At 72.8% G+C, this 18610-nt stretch carries 12 protein-coding genes; 5 read left to right on the top strand and 7 right to left on the bottom strand.

All coding sequences use genetic code 11. The annotated features are described in order from the left end of the window. Positions 1-77: 77 nt before the first annotated feature. From ACFWZ5_RS13875 to glgB, 5 genes are all read left to right on the top strand, one after another. Positions 78-1253 carry a S8 family peptidase gene (locus ACFWZ5_RS13875; protein WP_384803525.1) on the top strand — a complete coding sequence of 392 codons (1176 nt, stop codon included), beginning with the start codon at positions 78-80 and terminating at the stop codon, positions 1251-1253. A 338-nt stretch (positions 1254-1591) separates the two neighbouring features. Next, positions 1592-3661, top strand: coding sequence for a maltotransferase domain-containing protein (locus ACFWZ5_RS13880; RefSeq protein WP_384803529.1), 2070 nt, complete (start codon positions 1592-1594; stop codon positions 3659-3661). After that, positions 3658-5391 (top strand): maltose alpha-D-glucosyltransferase, encoded by a 1734-nt coding sequence (treS, locus tag ACFWZ5_RS13885; RefSeq protein ID WP_384803532.1) that lies wholly within the window; start codon positions 3658-3660, stop codon positions 5389-5391. Before ACFWZ5_RS13880 ends, treS begins: the two co-directional genes overlap by 4 nt. Before the next feature lie 144 nt (positions 5392-5535). Beyond that, on the top strand, positions 5536-6963 hold the full coding sequence (locus ACFWZ5_RS13890; RefSeq protein ID WP_384803535.1) for a maltokinase: 1428 nt from the start codon (positions 5536-5538) through the stop codon (positions 6961-6963). Positions 6964-7232: 269 nt separating this feature from the next. After that, positions 7233-9413, top strand: a complete 2181-nt coding sequence (gene glgB, locus ACFWZ5_RS13895; protein WP_384803541.1) for a 1,4-alpha-glucan branching enzyme — start codon at positions 7233-7235, stop codon at positions 9411-9413. 216 nt (positions 9414-9629) lie between these two features. On the opposite strand, the gene ACFWZ5_RS13900 is transcribed toward glgB, so the two are convergent. From ACFWZ5_RS13900 to ACFWZ5_RS13930, 7 genes are all read right to left on the bottom strand, one after another. Continuing rightward, positions 9630-11885, bottom strand: coding sequence for a HelD family protein (locus tag ACFWZ5_RS13900; protein ID WP_384890735.1), 2256 nt, complete (start codon positions 11883-11885; stop codon positions 9630-9632). 201 nt (positions 11886-12086) lie between these two features. After that, complete coding sequence (locus ACFWZ5_RS13905; protein WP_384796656.1) at positions 12087-12431, bottom strand: thioredoxin family protein; 345 nt, start codon at positions 12429-12431, stop codon at positions 12087-12089. Next, the gene (locus ACFWZ5_RS13910) at positions 12428-12853 is read right to left on the bottom strand and encodes a MerR family transcriptional regulator (protein ID WP_384796659.1); all 426 of its coding nucleotides are present in this window, start codon (positions 12851-12853) and stop codon (positions 12428-12430) included. Before ACFWZ5_RS13910 ends, ACFWZ5_RS13905 begins: the two co-directional genes overlap by 4 nt. 73 nt (positions 12854-12926) lie before the next feature. Then, positions 12927-13880, bottom strand: a complete 954-nt coding sequence (locus ACFWZ5_RS13915; RefSeq protein WP_384796662.1) for a carbohydrate kinase family protein — start codon at positions 13878-13880, stop codon at positions 12927-12929. A 128-nt stretch (positions 13881-14008) separates the two neighbouring features. Continuing rightward, entirely contained in the window at positions 14009-14737 is a 729-nt protein-coding gene (locus ACFWZ5_RS13920) for a CPBP family intramembrane glutamic endopeptidase (RefSeq protein WP_384796665.1), read from the bottom strand. A gap of 5 nt (positions 14738-14742) precedes the next feature. Then, on the bottom strand, positions 14743-17382 hold the full coding sequence (locus tag ACFWZ5_RS13925) for an MMPL family transporter (protein WP_384796668.1): 2640 nt from the start codon (positions 17380-17382) through the stop codon (positions 14743-14745). Next, the gene (locus ACFWZ5_RS13930) at positions 17379-18305 is read right to left on the bottom strand and encodes a class I SAM-dependent methyltransferase (RefSeq protein ID WP_384796671.1); all 927 of its coding nucleotides are present in this window, start codon (positions 18303-18305) and stop codon (positions 17379-17381) included. Before ACFWZ5_RS13930 ends, ACFWZ5_RS13925 begins: the two co-directional genes overlap by 4 nt. Positions 18306-18610: the final 305 nt, after the last annotated feature.

Raw genomic sequence — 18610 nt, forward strand, 5'->3', positions numbered from 1 at the left:
CGTCACGCGACCCGGCACGTGGTCGCTCCCAGGGGAGGGAAGGTCGCGTCCAATGGGGAGGGAACCAGCACATGCACATGCCATACACACGTCACCCGCGGCGGGCGGCCGCGGCCGGCATAGCCGTCGTCCTGACGGCCGGTCTCGCCGCCGTCGCCCCGTCGTCGCAGGCTGCGTCCGGCTCTGACTCGGCCGACCGCGGCTACATCGTGACGCTCAGGTCGGACACGCGCGCCGCGTCCGGCGAGGGGCAGGACATCGCCGAGAAGTACGGCGTGAAGATCAGCCGCACCTACCGCTCCGCGCTCAACGGCTTCGCCGTGAAGGCCAGCGCGGACGAGGCGCGCCGGCTCGCCGCCGACCCGTCCGTCACCGCGGTGAGCAAGGACATCACGGTCCACGCGGACGGCCTCCAGCCGAACCCGCCGTCGTGGGGCCTCGACCGCATCGACCAGAAGCGCCTGCCGCTCAACCGGTCCTACAGCTATCCGGAACCGGCGGGCGCGGGCGTCACCGTGTACGTCATCGACACCGGCGTGCGCACCACCCACCGCGACTTCGGCGGGCGGGCCAGCTCCGGCTTCGACTTCGTGGACAACGACCCCATCGCCGACGACGGCAACGGGCACGGCACCCACGTGGCCGGAACCATCGCGGGCGCGCGGTACGGCGTCGCCAAGAAGGCCAACGTCGTCGCCGTGCGCGTGCTCAACAACCAGGGCAGCGGCACGCTGTCCGGGGTCATCGCGGGCATCGACTTCGTGACCCGCAACGCGCGCAAGCCCGCCGTGGCCAACATGAGCCTCGGCGGCGGCGCCAACGCCCAGCTCGACCAGGCGGTGCGCAACTCCATCGCGTCCGGCGTGACGTACTCCGTCGCCGCCGGGAACGAGAACAAGCCCGCGAGCGGGACCTCACCCGCGCGCGTGGCGGAGGCACTCACGGTCGCGGCCTCCAACCGCGGCGACGCGCGCGCCCCGTTCTCCAACTACGGCCTGAGCGTGGACCTGTTCGCGCCCGGCGTGGACATCGTGTCGGCGGGCATCGCGAACGACAACGCGTCCAGGACGCTGTCCGGTACGTCGATGGCGGCGCCGCACGTCGCCGGGGCGGCCGCGCTCTACCTGGACCAGCGCCGGACGGCGCCGCCGGCCGAGGTGATGCGGATGCTGGTGAACCGGACCGCGAAGAACCGGCTCGTCAACATCGGCCCTGGCTCGCCCAACCGGCTGCTCCAGGTCGTCAGCCCGTAGCCGCGGACCCGTAGCCGCGGACCCGTAGTCACCAGTCCGTAGTCACCAGTCCGTAGTCACCGTTCCACCGGCCCCCCGGCAGGAAGCGCCAGCCTCCTGCCGGGGGTTCGCCGTGCCGACCTGGCGGGACGGGCCGTGCCGCACGGTTTTCGTGTGACCGGTCTTGTGCATGCCGTTACGCGCTAGTAGTTAACAAAGCGCCGGATTGCCCACCCGAGAAGCGTGGGAAGGCTCCACCGGTACGCGCGTGCAGGCGCTCGGTACGACCGTGCACGCGCACCCCGCGGAACCCCTCCACAGCCCGAATCCGCCTACGCGTACGCGGAACAGGAGCGGTCATGCCCGAGACCAGCCAGCCCGCGAGGGAGCCGGGACCGCGCCCCCTCACGGGGCGCATACCCGTCCTCGACGTCCAGCCCGTCGTCCTCGGCGCCCGAAGGCCCGCGAAGGCCGTGGTCGGCGAGGTGTTCCAGGTCAGCGCCACCGTCTTCCGCGAAGGGCACGACGCGGTCGCCGCGAACGTCGTCCTGCGCGACCCGGAGGGACGGGCGGGGCCCTGGACCCCGATGCGGGAGCTGGCGCCGGGCACGGACCGGTGGGGCGCCGAGGTCGCGCCGACCACGGCCGGGGACTGGACGTTCGCCGTGGAGGCGTGGGACGACCCGCTCACGACCTGGCGGCACCACGCGCGGATCAAGATACCGGCGGGCATGGACACGGACCTGGTCCTGGAGGAGGGCGCCCGCCTCCACGAGCGCGCCGCCGACGGAGCACCGGAAGCGGAGGGAGCGCGCGCCACCCTGCTCGGCGCCGCGGCCGCGCTCCGCGACACCACCCGCACCCCCGCCGCCCGCCTGGCCGGCGCGCTCACGCCGGAGGTCGACGCGGCCCTGGCCCGCCACCCGCTGCGCGACCTGCTCACGTCCAGCGCGGAGTACCCGCTGAGAGTGGACCGCAGGCGCGCGCTCTTCGGGTCCTGGTACGAGTTCTTCCCGCGGTCGGAGGGCGCGGTGGTCCGCGCGGGCGAGCCGCCGAGGTCCGGCACGTTCCGCACGGCCGCGAAACGGCTGCCCGCGATCGCCGACATGGGCTTCGACGTCGTCTACCTGCCGCCGATCCACCCCATCGGCACCACCTTCCGCAAGGGCCCCAACAACTCCCTGTCGGCCGGCCCCCACGACGTCGGCGTGCCCTGGGGCATCGGCTCCCCGGCCGGCGGCCACGACGCCGTGCACCCGGACCTGGGCACGCTCGACGACTTCGACGACTTCGTGCGCGAGGCGGCAGGCCTCGGCCTCGAAGTGGCCCTGGACTTCGCGCTCCAGTGCTCGCCCGACCACCCGTGGGTGGAGAAGCACCCGGAGTGGTTCGCGCACCGGGCGGACGGCACCATCGCGTACGCGGAGAACCCGCCGAAGAAGTACCAGGACATCTACCCGCTCCACTTCGACCGGGACGCGCCGGGCATCACCGCCGAGACCATCCGCCTGCTCCGCTTCTGGATGGGGCACGGCGTGCGCGTCTTCCGCGTCGACAACCCGCACACCAAGCCCGTCGCGTTCTGGGAGCGCGTCCTCGCCGACATCCACGCCACCGACCCGGACGTGCTGTTCCTCGCGGAGGCCTTCACGCGCCCCGCGATGCTGCGGACCCTCGCGGCGATCGGCTTCCACCAGTCGTACACGTACTTCACCTGGCGCAACGGAAAGGAGGAACTCACCGACTACCTCCGGGAGTTGTCCACCGAGACCGCGCACTATCTGCGGCCCAACTTCTTCGTGAACACGCCGGACATCCTGCACGCCTACCTCCAGGAGGGCGGGCGGCCCGCCTTCCGCGTCCGGGCGGTGCTCGCGGCGACGCTCTCGCCGACCTGGGGCGTCTACAGCGGTTTCGAGCTCTGCGAGAACACTCCGCTGCGCCCCGGGAGCGAGGAGTACCTGCACTCGGAGAAGTACCAACTGCGCCCGCGCGACTGGGCGTCCGCGGAGCGCGAGGGCCGGAGCATCGCGCCCCTCATCACCCGCCTCAACCGGCTCCGGCGCGCCCATCCGGCGCTCGGGCAACTGCGTGACCTGCACTTCCACGACACGGACAACGACTCGGTGATCGCGTACTCGAAGACGGCGCGGACCGCGCACGCGGCGCGCGACACGAGCGGATCGAACACGGTTCTGGTGGTCGTCAACCTCGACCCCCACCACACCCAGGAGGCCACGGTCTCGTTGAACATGCCACAGCTCGGCCTCGACTGGCACGAGTCCGTGCCGGTGCGCGACGAGCTCACCGGCGAGACCTACTACTGGGGCAGGGCCAACTACGTGCGCCTCGACCCGGGCGTCACGCCCGCGCACGTGCTCGTCCTGCGACCGTCCTCACCGCTGATCGGAGGGTCACCCACACCATGATCGTCAACGAGCCCGTCCAGGACACCTTCGAGGACACACCCGCGAAGGACCGCGACCCCGAGTGGTTCAAGCGCGCCGTCTTCTACGAGGTCCTGGTCCGCTCCTTCCAGGACAGCAACGGCGACGGCATCGGCGACCTCAAGGGCCTCACCGCCAAACTGGACTATCTGCAGTGGCTCGGCGTGGACTGCCTGTGGCTGCCGCCCTTCTTCATGTCGCCGCTGCGCGACGGCGGTTACGACGTGTCGGACTACACGGCGGTCCTGCCCGAGTTCGGCGACCTCGCGGACTTCGTGGAGTTCGTGGACTGCGCGCACCAGCGCGGCATGCGCGTGATCATCGACTTCGTGATGAACCACACCAGCGATCAGCACCCGTGGTTCCAGGCGTCCCGCACCGACCCCGAAGGACCCTACGGCGACTACTACGTCTGGGCCGACGACGACAAGCAGTACCAGGACGCCCGCATCATCTTCGTCGACACCGAGGCCTCCAACTGGACCTTCGACCCGGTCCGCAAGCAGTACTACTGGCACCGCTTCTTCTCCCACCAGCCGGACCTCAACTTCGAGAACCCGGCCGTCCAAGAGGAGATCATCTCCGCCCTCAGGTTCTGGCTCGACCTCGGCATCGACGGCTTCCGGCTCGACGCGGTGCCGTACCTGTACGCGGAGGAGGGCACCAACTGCGAGAACCTCCCCCGCACCCACGCACTGCTCAAGCGGGTGCGCGCCGAGATCGACGCCCACTACCCGGACACGGTGCTGCTCGCCGAGGCCAACCAGTGGCCGGAGGACGTCGTCGACTACTTCGGCGGCTTCGAGAACGGCGGCGACGAATGCCATATGGCGTTCCACTTCCCGGTGATGCCGCGCATCTTCATGGCGGTGCGCCGCGAGTCCCGCTACCCGGTGTCGGAGATCCTCGCCAAGACCCCCAGGATCCCCTCGGGCTGCCAGTGGGGCATCTTCCTGCGCAACCACGACGAGCTGACCCTGGAGATGGTCACCGACGAGGAGCGCGACTACATGTACGCGGAGTACGCCAAGGACCCGCGCATGCGCGCCAACATCGGCATCCGGCGCCGACTCGCCCCGCTGCTCGACAACGACCGCAACCAGATCGAGCTGTTCACGGCCCTGCTCCTGTCCCTGCCGGGGTCGCCGATCCTGTACTACGGCGACGAGATCGGCATGGGCGACAACATCTGGCTCGGCGACCGCGACGCCGTGCGCACGCCCATGCAGTGGACGCCCGACCGCAACGCGGGCTTCTCCTCCTGCGACCCGGGCCGCCTCTATCTGCCCACGATCATGGATCCGGTCTACGGCTACCAGGTCACGAACGTCGAGGCGGCCATGTCGTCGCCGTCGTCGCTGCTGCACTGGACCCGCCGGATGATCGAGATCCGCAAGCAGAACCCGGCGTTCGGGCTCGGCTCGTACACCGAACTGCCCTCGTCCAACCCGGCGGTTCTCGCCTTTCTGCGCGAGGCGCCGCCCACCGGGGACGGCCAGGACGGCGACGGCTGCGACGACCTGGTCCTGTGCGTGCACAACTTCTCCAGGTTCGCCCAGCCCACCGAGCTCGATCTGCGGGTCTTCAACGGCCGCCATCCCGTCGAGCTGATCGGCGGGGTGCGCTTTCCGGCCATCGGTGAACTGCCGTATCTCCTGACGCTCGCGGGGCACGGCTTCTACTGGTTCCGGCTGCGCGAGGACCCGGCGTAGGGTCGCCCCTGACGAGGCCGCGCCGACCGGCATCCACCGGCCGCCGGCCGGCGTGACTCACCCCGCACAGGGCACCCGCACACGGCACGCTCCCTACCCGGCACGACACCTCCCTTGTCCGCGGCGCGGAAAGGACGCGACATCATGTCGGAAGCCGCCACCCGCCCCAGTGCCGACGCACGTGCGCTCCTCGCGTCGCTCGATCCGCTGCTGCGCGGCTGGCTGCCGCGCCAGCGGTGGTTCGCGGGCAAGGGCCGCCCCGTCACGGGCTTCGAGCCCGTGACGGCGACGGAGCTCCTGCCGCCCGGGGCCGAGACGGGCCTGCTGCACCTCCTGGTCAAGGTCCGCCAGCCCCTCGTGTCCGACCCGGCCACCGTCGCCGAGCACGAACTGCCCGCCGACTGCTACCAGTTGCTCATCGGCACCCGCGCCGAGCTGCCGCCGCGGCTCGCGCCCGCACTGATCGGGCACGTCACGCGCGGCGCGCTCGCGGGCCGCACCGCGTACGAGGCGCTGTACGACCCCCGGCTCGCCGCGCTGCTCCTGGAGCGCCTGCGCATACCCGGGCGGCTCGGCGTCCTGCGCTTCGCCCACGCCGAGCGGCCGGACATCCCGCCCGGCCTCACGCCCCGCACGCTCGGCGCCGAGCAGTCCAACTCCTCGCTCGTATACGGCGACACGTTCATCCTGAAGCTGTTCCGGCGGGTCGTGCCCGGCGTCAATCCCGACCTGGAGCTGCCGCTCGCCCTCGCCCGGCAGGGCTGCGCCCGCGTCCCCGCGCCCGCCGCGTGGATGACGGCCGACGTCGGCGCCGATCCGCTGGTGCTCGGCGTCCTCCAGCCGTACGTGGGCGGCGCCGCCGACGGCTGGGAGCTCGCCCTCCAGGCCCTGGCCAAGGGCGAGGACTTCCGCGGCGAGGCCCACGCGCTCGGCCGGGCGACCGCCGAGGTGCACGCGGCGCTCGCGGCGGCGCTGCCCACGGTGACGCTCGGGCGCGCGCAGGTGGAACAGCTCGCGCAGGGCATGACCGAGCGCCTGGAGGCCGCGGCCCAGGCGGTCCCCGCCCTGCGCCCGTACGCGCCGGGCCTGCGCACCGCGTACGAGGCGCTCGCCGACCTCGGCGCCGAGGACGCCACGGCGTGGACGGCCCAGCGGGTCCACGGCGATCTGCACCTGGGCCAGTGCCTGCGCGCCCCGTCCGGCGCGTGGTCGCTCATCGACTTCGAGGGCGAGCCGGCGCGGCCGCTCGCCGAGCGCCGCATGCCACAGCCCGCGGCCCGCGACGTCGCGGGCATGCTGCGCTCCTTCGACTACGCCGCCCGCTCCCACCGTCCTTGGGCCCCGCACTGGTCGGAGGCCTGCCGCGCCGCGTACTGCACCGGTTACGCCGAGGTCTCCGGCCGCGATCCGCGGACCGAACCGGTCCTGCTGCGCGCGCACGAGACGGACAAGGCGGTGTACGAGGCCGTGTACGAGGCCCGGCACCGCCCCGACTGGCTCCCGGTCCCGCTCGCGGCCCTCGACCAGCTGGCCGCCGAGGCCGCGGCGCCCCGCACCGACGACCCCCGCTGACCCCGCCGCCGCACCTTCTCCGACAGGAGGCCGCCCCCGTGACCCGCCGTCCCCCCTCCTCCACCCCGGCGAACGAGCCCGAGCCCGAACCCACCGCGACGCCGCCGCTTCCGAAGCGGCGCGGCAAGGCCACCAAGGCGGCGAAGACGGCCGCGGCGAAGGCGAAGTCCCCCCGCAAGACGACGGCGACGGCGACGGCCAAGACCAAGGCCAAAGCCGTCCCTCAGCCCGCGCCCCCGGCCCCGTCCGCCGCGCCGGAGGCGTCCCCCGTGCCGCAGGCCGACCGGGAGCGGCTGCTCTCCGGGACGCATCACGACCCGCACGCCGTGCTTGGCGCCCATCCCGTGCCCGGCGGGACGGCGTTCCGCGCGCTGCGTCCGTACGCCCGTTCCGTGGCCGTCGCCACCGGGGGCCTGCGGGCCGAGCTCACCGACGACGGCGACGGGTTCTTCTCGGCGGTCCTGCCGCTGCGCGGCGTGCCGGACGACTACCGGCTGCACATCACGTACGCCGAGTCGGAACTGGAGACCCGCGACGCGTACGGCTTTCTGCCCGCGCTCGGCGAGTTCGACCTGCATCTGATCGGCGAGGGGCGGCACGAGCGGCTGTGGGACGCGCTCGGGGCGCGGCCGATGACGCACCAGGGGGCGACCGGCACCCGGTTCACGGTGTGGGCGCCCAACGCGCGCGGCGTCCGGGTCGTCGGGGACTTCAACTACTGGGACGGCACCGGCTTCCCGATGCGGTCGCTCGGCGGCAGCGGCGTGTGGGAGCTGTTCGTGCCGTCGCTGGGCGCGGGCGAGCTGTACAAGTTCCAGATCACACGGCCGGACGGCGGCATGACGTACCGCGCGGACCCGCTGGCGCGCCGCACGGAGGCGCCGCCCGCCAACTCGTCGGTCGTGTACGAGTCGCACCACGTCTGGCACGACGCCCCATGGCTGGCCCAGCGGGGCGAGATACCGGTGCACGAGGCGCCGTTCTCGGTGTACGAGGTGCACCTGCCGTCCTGGCGCCCGGGTGTGACGTACCGTCAGCTGGCCGAGCAGCTCCCGGCGTACGTCGCCGACCTGGGCTTCACGCACGTCGAGCTGATGCCGGTCGCCGAGCACCCCTTCGGCGGGTCCTGGGGCTACCAGGTCACCGGCTTCTACGCACCGACGGCCCGGCTCGGCACCCCCGACGACTTCAAGCACCTGGTCGACGCGCTGCACCAGGCCGGGATCGGCGTGCTCATGGACTGGGTGCCCGCGCACTTCCCGCGCGACGACTGGGCGCTCGCCGAGTTCGACGGGCGGCCGCTGTACGAGCACGAGGACCCGGCGCGGGCGGCGCACCCCGACTGGGGGACCCTCGAATTCGACTACGGCCGCAAGGAGGTGCGCAACTTCCTCGTCGCCAACGCCAGTTACTGGTGCGAGGAGTTCCACATCGACGGCCTGCGGGTCGACGCCGTGGCCTCCATGCTGTACCTGGACTACTCGCGCGAGGACGGCCAGTGGACGCCGAACGAGCGCGGCGGCCGCGAGAACCTGGACGCGGTGTCCTTCCTCCAGGAGATGAACGCCACCGTCTACCGCCGCTCCCCCGGCGTCGTCACCATCGCCGAGGAGTCCACGGCATGGGACGGCGTGACGCGCGCGACGCACCACACGGGCCCCGGCGGCTTCGGGGGCCTCGGCTTCGGCCTGAAGTGGAACATGGGCTGGATGCACGACTCGCTGGGCTACATGGTGAAGGACCCCGTCCACCGCAAGTACCACCACAACGAGATGACCTTCTCGATGGTGTACGCGTACAGCGAGAACTACGTCCTGCCGATCTCCCACGACGAGGTGGTCCACGGCAAGCGGTCCCTGGTGTCGAAGATGCCGGGCGACTGGTGGCAGCAGCGCGCCGGCCTGCGCGCGTACCTGGGCTTCATGTGGGCCCACCCCGGCAAGCAGCTGCTCTTCATGGGGCAGGAGTTCGCGCAGGGCGCGGAGTGGTCGGAGGGCCACGGGCCCGACTGGTGGCTCCTGGACCCTGCGTACGGGGCGGAGCCGGACCACCGCGGTGTGCGTGACCTGGTCCGTGACCTCAACTCCCGCTACCGGGCGGAGCCCGCGCTCTGGCAGCGCGACACGGATCCTGGCGGGTTCGCCTGGGTGGAGGGGGATGCCGCCGAGGACAACGTGTTCGCCTTCCTGCGGTACGGGAGCGATGGGTCGCCCCTGCTTTCGGTGTCCCACTTCTCGCCGGTCGTCCGGCACGAGTACCGCGTCGGCGTTCCGCCGGACTTCACGGCGTGGCAGGAGATCCTCAACACGGACGCGGCCCCCTACGGCGGCAGCGACGTCCACACCCCCCACCCCCTGAAACCATCCCCCACCCCCGCCCACTCCCACCCCACGTCCCTCACCCTCACCCTCCCCCCCTTGGCCACGATCTGGCTCCGCCCCCAGACCTGACGGCCGCCGACGGCGGGCAACCCCCACCAGGGGCGTCCACCCGCTGGGAGGGTGGAAACGGGCGGGCGGGTGGGAAGAACCCGCCGCGGTAGCGGCGGAAACCCCCCACCGGCCCGCACCCGGGCCAGATACGCCCCCGGCCCGCCGCTCCGCGGCGGGATCTACCCCGCCCGCCCACCCCATGCGCAGCCGACAGTGAGGAGCCCCCACCGGGACCTAGGGCCGGGTGGTTACGCCTTGGCGTAGGGCGTGGGGCAGGGCATCCGCGTAGAGGATGCCGAGGCGTTGGGTCGCCCGAGTCAGGGCCACGTACAGGTCGCTGGCGCCAAAACGCACCGGCTCCACGACGAACACCGCGTCGAACTCCAGGCCCTTGGCCTGACGCGGGTCGAGGAGAACGACCGGCCGGGTGAGGTCGGGCGCGGCCCCGGCGGTCACGCCGGGCAAGGCCGGCGCGAGCACCCCGTGCAGATCCCGCGGCGCGATCACGGCGGCCCGCCCCTCCCCGCCCGCGGTCTCGGCGGCGACGGCCTCCGAGACGGCGGCGGCGAGGTCGGAGGCGCGCCGCGCCCAGGGCCGCACCCCCGTAGACCGCACGGAGCTCGGCGGCTCGAAGCCGACCCGCCCCGCGGAGCGGGGCACCTCGGCGGCGAGGGACATGATCTCGGCCGGCGTCCGGTAGTTGACGCCGAGCCGCGCGTACTCCCACCGGTCCTCGACGTACGGCGCGAGGATCTGGGCCCAGGACCCGACCCCGCCGGCCTCGGCGGTCTGCGCGGGGTCCCCGACGAGGGTCATGGACCGCGTGGGCGACCGCCGCATCAACAGCCGCCAGGCCATGGCGGAGAGCTCCTGGGCCTCGTCGACGATGATGTGCCCGAAGGCCCAGGTCCGGTCGGCGGCGGCCCGCTCCGCGGCGCTGCGGTGGTCGGCCTCCTCGTGCCGCTCGGCCATGCGCTCGGCGTCGATGATGTCGTGCGCGAGGAGGACCTCCGCGTCCTCGTCGTCCTTGTCCTCGAACTCGTACGTGCGCGAGGCGTACGACACGTCGAGCACCCCCTGCGCGTACGCGACCTGCCGCTGCCGCTCCGCCTCGGCGCGGGCGAGGGCCGCGCTGTCGTCCTTGCCGAGGAGCTCGGCGGCCTCGTCGAGGAGCGGCACGTCGGCGGGCGTCCAGGGGGCGCCGGGCGCGCGCCGCACGGCCTTGGCGTCGTCGTCGGACAGGTGCACGGGCTCGGCGAGGTAGTCGTCGACGAACCGCTGCGGGGTGAGCGTGGGCCACAGCTCCTCGATCGCGGCGTGCACCTCGGAACTGGCGGCGACGCCCTTGCCGAGCTGGGCGATGTCGTCGGGCCCGAGGAAGTTGGGCCCGCCGTACGGGTCGTGGCCGATGCGCTCGGCGAGCTGCTGGGTGAGCGCGTCGATGACGTGGAACGCGAACGTCGGCCGCGCGAGGTTGTGCGGCAGATCGGCCTCGCGGGCGGCGGCGCGCGCCTCGTACGCGATCTCCCAGTCGAGCACCAGCTCGCCGTCGTCGTGCTCGATGACGACCGGCGCGCCGGGCTCGGGCAGCTGCTGCCGGTCCGCGAGCGCCCGCGCGAGGACGTCGGCCATCTCGGCGCGGCCCTTGACCTCGGCCGCGGCGGGCGTGTCGGTGCCGGTGGCGGTGACGCCGGGGAACAGCTCGCCGAGGGTGGCGAGCAGCACGCCGGTCTCGCCGAGCGCGGGAAGCACCTCGCCGATGTAGCCGAGGAAGGCCGGGTTGGGCCCGACGATCAGGACGGCCCGCTTGGCGAGCAGCTCGCGGTGCGCGTACAGGAGGTACGCGGCGCGGTGCAGCGCGACGACGGTCTTGCCGGTGCCGGGGCCGCCTTCGACGACCAGGACGCCGTGGTGCGGCGCGCGGATGATGCGGTCCTGCTCGGCCTGGATGGTCTGCACGATGTCGTGCATGCGGCCGGTGCGCGCGGAGTCGAGCGCGGCGAGGAGCACCTCGTCGGCGTCGGCGCTCTCGTGCCCCGTACGGGTGGTGTCGGAGAGGTCGAGGATCTCGTCGTGCAGGGCCGTGACGGCGCGGCCCTCGGTGGTGATGTGGCGGCGTCTGCGCAGCCCCATCGGGGTGTGGCCGGTGGCGAGATAGAAGGGCCGCGCGACCTCCGCGCGCCAGTCGATCACCAGCGGTGTGCGTTCGGTGTCGGACGCGCGGATTCCGATGCGTCCGATGTGGTGGTCGCGGCCGTCACGGAAGGCGAGCCGCCCGAATACAAGCCCGTTCTCGCCCGCGTCGAAGGCGGCGAGCAGACCGGACCGCTCGGCCACCATGATGTCGCGCTCGAGCCGTGCCTGCAGCCCGTTGCCCACCTGCCGCAACGACGCCCGCACGGCGGTCTCGGCCTCCTCGCGCAGCGCGTCGAGACGCGCATACAGCCCGGAGACGAATTGCTGCTCTTCCCGCAATTCCTCGGTTGACAATTCAGCCCCTCGCCAGATACAGTGCTCGTATAAAGATTCCCGCAGTTCCGTTGTGCCCAATTGGGCAGGAGCGTGCGAAAGAATCCACTATACGCAGAGAAAAGCCCCGGACGTCAATGCGTCCGGGGCTTTTCTCTTTATCTCAGCTCAGCGCACACCTTGTCTCGGCGCCTCGGCGCCTCGGCGTCTCGGCGTCTCGGCTCAGAGCACACCCGCCCCCTCCAGATCCGTGCGCAGCCGCCGCTTCGCCCGCGCGCCGACGCTCTGCCACACCGGCTCCCCTTCGCGGAAGACCATCAGCGTCGGCGTGGAAAGCACCCCGTACGCGACCGTCGTCTCCGGATTCCGGTCCACGTCCAGCTGCACGACCTTCAGGCGCTCCGCCTCCTCACGGGCGAGCTCGCCGAGCACCGGCGTGAGCTGCCGGCACGGACCGCACCACTCCGCCGTGAACTGCACGAGGACCGGCCGGTCCACGCCGAGGACCTCGAAACCGAAGTCCCCGTCGGTCACTTCGCCGACCCCGTCGGCCTTCGCCACGCTCATCCCGTACCCCTCAGTTCGCACCGCGGCTCCGGACCACCCGGAGCCTCCGCGTCGGCGGCGAGCTCCGCCATCGCCCGCTCGGCCCGCGCGAGCTGCGCGCCGACCTGCGCCCGCACCGCGCTCAACTCGCCGATGAGCGCGTCGAGTTCACCGAGCTTGCGGCGGTAGACGGCGACGGACGCCGGGCACGAGTCGCCCTCCGGGTGCCCGGAGCGCAGACACTCCACGAACGGCCGGGTCTCCTCGAGCTCGAACCCGAAGTCCTGCAAGGTCCTGATCTGCTCAAGGAGCCGGACGTCGGCCTCGCCGTACGTGCGGTGTCCGTTGCCGTCGCGCCGCGCGGACAGCAGGCCGCGCGACTCGTAGTAGCGCAGCGTGCGCGTGGTCGTCCCCACGCGCCGCGCGAGCTCGCCGATTCGCATACCGCGACGGTAGCCCTTGACGTCGGCGTCAAGGCCAGCGGCGGTACGCACCGCGTCAGTACCGGCTGTTCCCTCACGTACTCACCGGAAAGTGAGCGTGGTTCGGTGGCGGCTCGTACTCCTGGGTCCCCACGGTCTGCAGGGCGCGCGCGGCCAGGGCGCAGCCGAGGCGTGCCGCCCGCTCCGGCGGCCAGTCCCAGGTGTGCCCGGCGAGGAACCCGGCGCGGAACGCGTCGCCCGCCCCCGTCGGGTCGGTGACCTGCGGCACCGGCGCGGCGGGCAGGCGCAGCGGCGGGCTGCCGCGGCGCGCGACGGTCACGCCGTCCGCGCCGAGCGTCGTGATCCAGGTCCCGACGCGCCGCAGGACCTCGCCCTCGCTCCAGCCGCTGTGCTTGCGCAGCAGGCCCGCCTCGTACTCGTTGGTGAACAGCAGGCTCGCCCCGTCCACGAGTTGGCGGCACTCCTCGGGGGCGAGCCCGGCCAGCTGCTGGGAGGGGTCGGCGGCGAAGGGGATGGCGAGGGCGCGGCAGGTCCCCGTGTGCCGGAGCATCGCCCGGGGGTCGTCGGCGCCGATGTGGACGATCCTGAACCCGCCGGCGGCCGTGGCGAGCGCCGCGATGTCGATGGTGTGGGCCTCGGCCATCGCGCCGGCGTAGAAGGTGGCGATCTGGTTCTGGTCGCGGTCGGTGGTGCAGATGAACCGGGCGGTGTGCCGGGTCTCGCTGACGCGGACGCCCCCCAGGTCCACGCCCGCCCCGCGCAGGCGCGCCGCGTGCTCGTCGAAGTCCCGCCCCGCGGCGCCCACGAGGAGCGGCCTGAGCCCCAGCTTCCCCAGGCCGTAGGCGATGTTGGCGGCGACCCCGCCGGGCCGCACCTCCAAGTCGTCCGCGAGGAACGACAGGGAGACGTGGTCGAGCCGGTCGGCGATCAGCTGGTCCGCGAACCGCCCCGGGTAGGTGAGCAGCTGGTCCGTCGCGATGGATCCGGTGACGGCGACCCGCGCGCAGGTGTCCCACGCGGCCGTCATGTCACACCTCCGCGGCGGCGCGCGGGGCGGGCGTCTCGTCGGGATGGCATCGGCTGAGCCCTTTCTCTTGGCTTCTCGGGATGTCTCGTGATGTCTCGTGATGTCTCGTGGCGGGTGGCGCGGTGTGGTCACAGCCAGAGGACGGTCGCGCCGAGCAGCAGCAGGTTGCAGACGCCCTGCGCGAGCGCGCAGGCGAACGCGGACCCGGTGACGGCGCGGCAGAAGCCGAGCGCGAGGCCCATCAGGAAGACCGAAGGGAGCAGGCCGCAGAGGACCTTCGGGTTGTACGGGTGGAGGCCGTAGTCGCCGACGTGCACGGCGGCCCAGCCGACGGCCGTGGCGAGGACGGCCGGGTACGTGCCCCAGCGCACCTCGACGGCCCGGTACAGGACGCCCCGGTAGCAGACCTCCTCGACCAGGGGCACGAGCACGCCGAGGGCGAGGACCATGGCCACCACGTCCGCCCACGGCACCCCCGGCACCATGCCTTCGAAGAGCTTCGGCATCCACGTGGTCCAGTTGTCGTCGCCGCGCCCGAACGCGTCGCGCGTCGCCAGGAACGTCTGCCCGTACACGACCGCCACGAGCGCGGTGCCGAGGAGGGCGGGCGCCGCCGCGAAGGTGCGGAGCCCGGCGGCGGCCCACTCCCCTCGCGGCAGGACCAGGAGCACGGCCGCGCTCAGCGCCACCGAGAGCACCATCACCGGGAAGGTGAAGGCTCCGGCGACGCGCACCGCCGCGAGCACCGCGAACAGCGCGGCGGCCGAGGTCACCGGGAAGGCGGCGTGGTGGAGGCGGAGGCGGTCGAGGGTGGTGGGCCGGGGCGCGTCAGTACGGGAGGACTTGGTGAGGGTCATCGGGCTCACCCCGCCCGGGCCTTGTCGAGGGACGTATCGAGCCCCGTGCCGTACGTGCCGCCCTTGCCGGGCCCACCGTCCCCGCCGCCCCCGTCCGTCCGTCGCCGCGTCCGACGGAAGCTGGGCAGCCACCAGTTGTACTTGTGCAGGAGCAGCAGCGTCGCGGGCACGAACAGCATGCGGATGACGGTGGCGTCGAGGAACACGGCGAGGCCGAGCCCGGCGCCGTACTCCTGGAGCATCAGCGTCGACGACAGGGCCATGGTGCCGAGGCTTCCGGCCATGACGAGTCCCGCGGCGTTGATGACCCGGCCGGTGTCGACGACGGCCTTCATCGTGGCCTCTTCCTGCGTCAGGCCCGCGCGCAGCAGATCCCGTACGCGCGTGACGAGGAAGATCTCGTAGTCCATGCCGAGCCCCATCATCAGGACGGTGAGGAAGATCGGCAGGTCGTCGATGATCGCCTCGCCGCGCCAGTGGTGGAAGATCAGGACGGTGAGCCCGACCGCCCAGACGTTGCTGAGCATGATCGTGCCGATCAGGCGCAGCGGGACGAGCAGCGAGCGCAGCGTGACCATCAGCATCACGAGGACGCCCACGCTGACGAGCACGACCATCTGCCAGAAGCTGGAGCGCAGGGCCGCGCCGTACTGCCGGTCGACCTGGGTGGTGCCGCCGACCTCCAGGGCGGCGACCGCGCGGCCCGCGTCGCTGTCGGCGACCCGCTCGACGCGCCGCACCGTGGCGGCCGCGCCCTTCGCGTACGGGTCGTCGGCGAGGGCGACGACGAAGCGGAGGGTGCCGTCGCGCGCCACGTAGTCGTCGAGGACCGGGCGGCCCGCGTCGGCCAGCTGTCTGTCGGACCAGGGCGTGCCGAAGGGCTGGGTCGCGGAGTCGACGGAGGCGACGCCGGGCACACCGGCGAGGCGTTCGCTGAGCCGGCCGACGGCGGCGCGCCCGCTGTCCGTCAGCTGTCCGTCGCGGACGACGCCGGGCGCGGCGCGGCCGACGACGACCGTCGGCATGACGGCGGCGTCGCCCCACTGGTCCGCGACGGTCTCGAAGCCGTCGCGGGAGTCGGTGGCCGGGCTGAGGGCGACCGGGTCGGACGTCGAGCGGTTGCCGCTGACGAGCAGCGCGAACGGGATGGTCGCGGCGAGGAACACGAGGACGATCGCGACCTTGCGGCGGCGCGCGAACTCGGCGGTGCGGCGCAGGTGTCCGCCCATGGCGCCGGTGTGTTCCAGGTCGGACAGCGGGGCCCTGCCGAGCGCGAAGAACCGGTCGCCGAGCAGCACGAGCAGGCAGGGCGTGAGGGTGAGCGCGGCGGCGAGCACGATGGGGATGCCGATGAGTCCGCCGTAGCCGAGCGGCGGGATCCAGTCGACCGGGGACAGCAGGGTCGCGCCGAAGGCGAGGGCCACCGCGACGGCGGCGAGCAGCATGCTCTCGCCCGCGTGCACGGTGGCGTGCACGGCGGCTTCCCTGGGGCCGCGCCCGGCGAGACGTTCCTGCCGGTAGCGCGAGGAGAGCAGCATGCTGTAGTCGACGCCCGCGCCCAGCATCACGAACGTCATGATGGTGACGGTGAACTGAGTGAGCGTCACCTCCTCGCCGAGCAGGTGCAGCGCGGCCTGGCTGACGTTCATGGACAGGCCGATGACGGCGAGCGTGAGGACCGCGGGCACGAGCGCGCGGAAGAAGAACAGCAGGACGACGAGGATGATCCCGTAGGCCACGGTCTCCATCAGCGAGTTGTCGGCCTCGGACTTCTCGTACGTGTCGTGGATGAGCGCCAGCTCCCCGGTGACGTGCACCTGGGCGCCGCCGCCCGGATCGTGCTCCGCGAGCAGCCCCTCGGCGATCTCGCGCAGGCCCTCGACGTCCGGGTCGGCACCGGCAGCGTCGGTGTAGCTGACCGACGCGAGGGCCGCCTTGCCGTCGTCGGCGACGAGCCGGTCCACGGCGCCGTCGGGCACCGGCAGCGGGAACCGCTTCCAGTCGGCGCGGGCCGCGAACTCCCCTGCGATCCGGGCCACTTCCCGGCCGTCCGACGCGGCGACGGCCGCGCGGGCGGGCCCGGCGAGCGCACCGGGGATGCGCCCCGCACGGACCTGCCGGTCCACGAAGGCGCCCCCGTCCCCCGAGGCCCGCGCGTCCTTCCGCACCCCGCCGAGGAACGCGGCGGTCGCGTCCCGGTACACCGTGTACGCGGACGAGGTGCGCTCCACGTCCCCGTCCGCCCGCAGCTTCGCGACCCGGGCGTCGAGCCCGGCGAGCAGCGCCCGTACGTCCCTGCCGCGCACGTCCGGCGCCTCGACGACGACCGTGACCTCCCGCTCCGAGCGGTGCGGGAAGGCCTTCTTGGTCAGCTCGTCGGCGCGGGCGCTGCTGGTGCCCGGTACGACCTTGGAGGCGCCCTGGTCGGTCAGGACGTCGTCGAGGCCCAGGGCGTACGGCGTGCACAGGGCGATGAGCGCCGCCCACGCCAGGATCACGGTCTTGGGCCGCGCGGCGAGCCGCTCGGCGAACCGGTGCAGCGCCCGCTGGACGGCTCCGCGGGCCGCGGCGGGCGGCGTCGGGGTGCCGGGGCCCGGCGGCGGTGTCGGCGCGGGCGGTCCGGCGGCCCGGGTCGGCTTCGTCATGCGACGCCGGCCTCCTCGCCGGCCGGGGCGCCGTGGCGGGCGGGTCCTGGCTTGGCTCCCGTGACGACGACGAACGTGTGCTGGATCTCCAACGCACCCTTCTCTTTGAGCAGTTGGGCGAGCGCGGCCTCCACCCGGTCGAGCACGAGCTGCTCGCGGTCGTTGTCGACGGCGGTCTTGAAGCCCGCGGCGGCGCCCGAGCGCTGCACCCACTCCAGGACGGCGGCCGGGGTGTGCGCCGGGATGGTCTGCGCGCCGTCCCGCTGCCCGGTCACGGTGAGCCCGGCCTTCGCGAACCAGCGGGCCACCGCCGCCGCGTTCTTCGGCAGCGCGACGCGGATCAGGCTGGTGAGCAGTGACGGATCGTCCGCGAACACCTTCTCCAGGCCGTGTGTGAGCGCCTGATGGGCGTCCGCGCGGGTCTCGATGACCATGACGCGGCCGCCGGGCCTGAGCACCCGCTCGATCTCCGCGAGCAGCTTGGGCGGCTTGGTGTAGCAGATCGCCCACCCGACGACGACCAGATCGGCACTGGCCGCGGGCTGCGCCCGGATGAAGGAGTCCATGTCCCCTTCGGACAGCTCCACGTGCAGCGCGGGCGCCAACTCGACGAGCGACGCGACCTTGCCCTTGGCGACCTCCAGCATGCCCCCGGACTTGTCGACGGCACGCACGGACCCGCGCCCTTCGAGCCGCCGAATGATCTCGGCGGTCAAGTGCCCGGTACCACAGGCGAGTTCGACGACCCGGTCACCGGGCCGTATGGGCACCTCGTCGAGCGCGGCGGTGGAGTGCCCACCCATGACGGGACTGAAGAAGGTGTCGTACGACGACGAGGCGGCGTCGTAGTCGGCGGTGGGATCGGCGTGCGACCGATTGAGAGCAAGACGCAGAGCACGAGCGGCAAGACCGAGACGAGACATGACGACTCCTAGAGCTTGAGGACGAGGCCAGGCAATCCAGCCCGTCCGGCGTTTGAGGACGAGGCGCGGAGCGCCGAAAAGGCGGGGGAAAGGGGGCGCAGCCCCCATCCGAACGCGGCACGCGGGGCGGCGGGGCCGCAGGCTCAAGGGGCGGGTGGGCGGGGAGGGAAAGCCACGGCCCGCACCAGCCACAGCACCCCCACCGCACAGGCGAAGACCCCCACCCCCGCCCGAGCCTCGGGCACCCCCACGACACCCACGGCCCACCCCCCACCCAGCCCCGCCACCCCCGAGGCAACCCACCC

The sequence above is a fragment of the Streptomyces sp. NPDC059003 genome (assembly GCF_042740445.1).
In the GTDB taxonomy this organism is placed as follows: Bacteria; Actinomycetota; Actinomycetes; order Streptomycetales; family Streptomycetaceae; genus Streptomyces.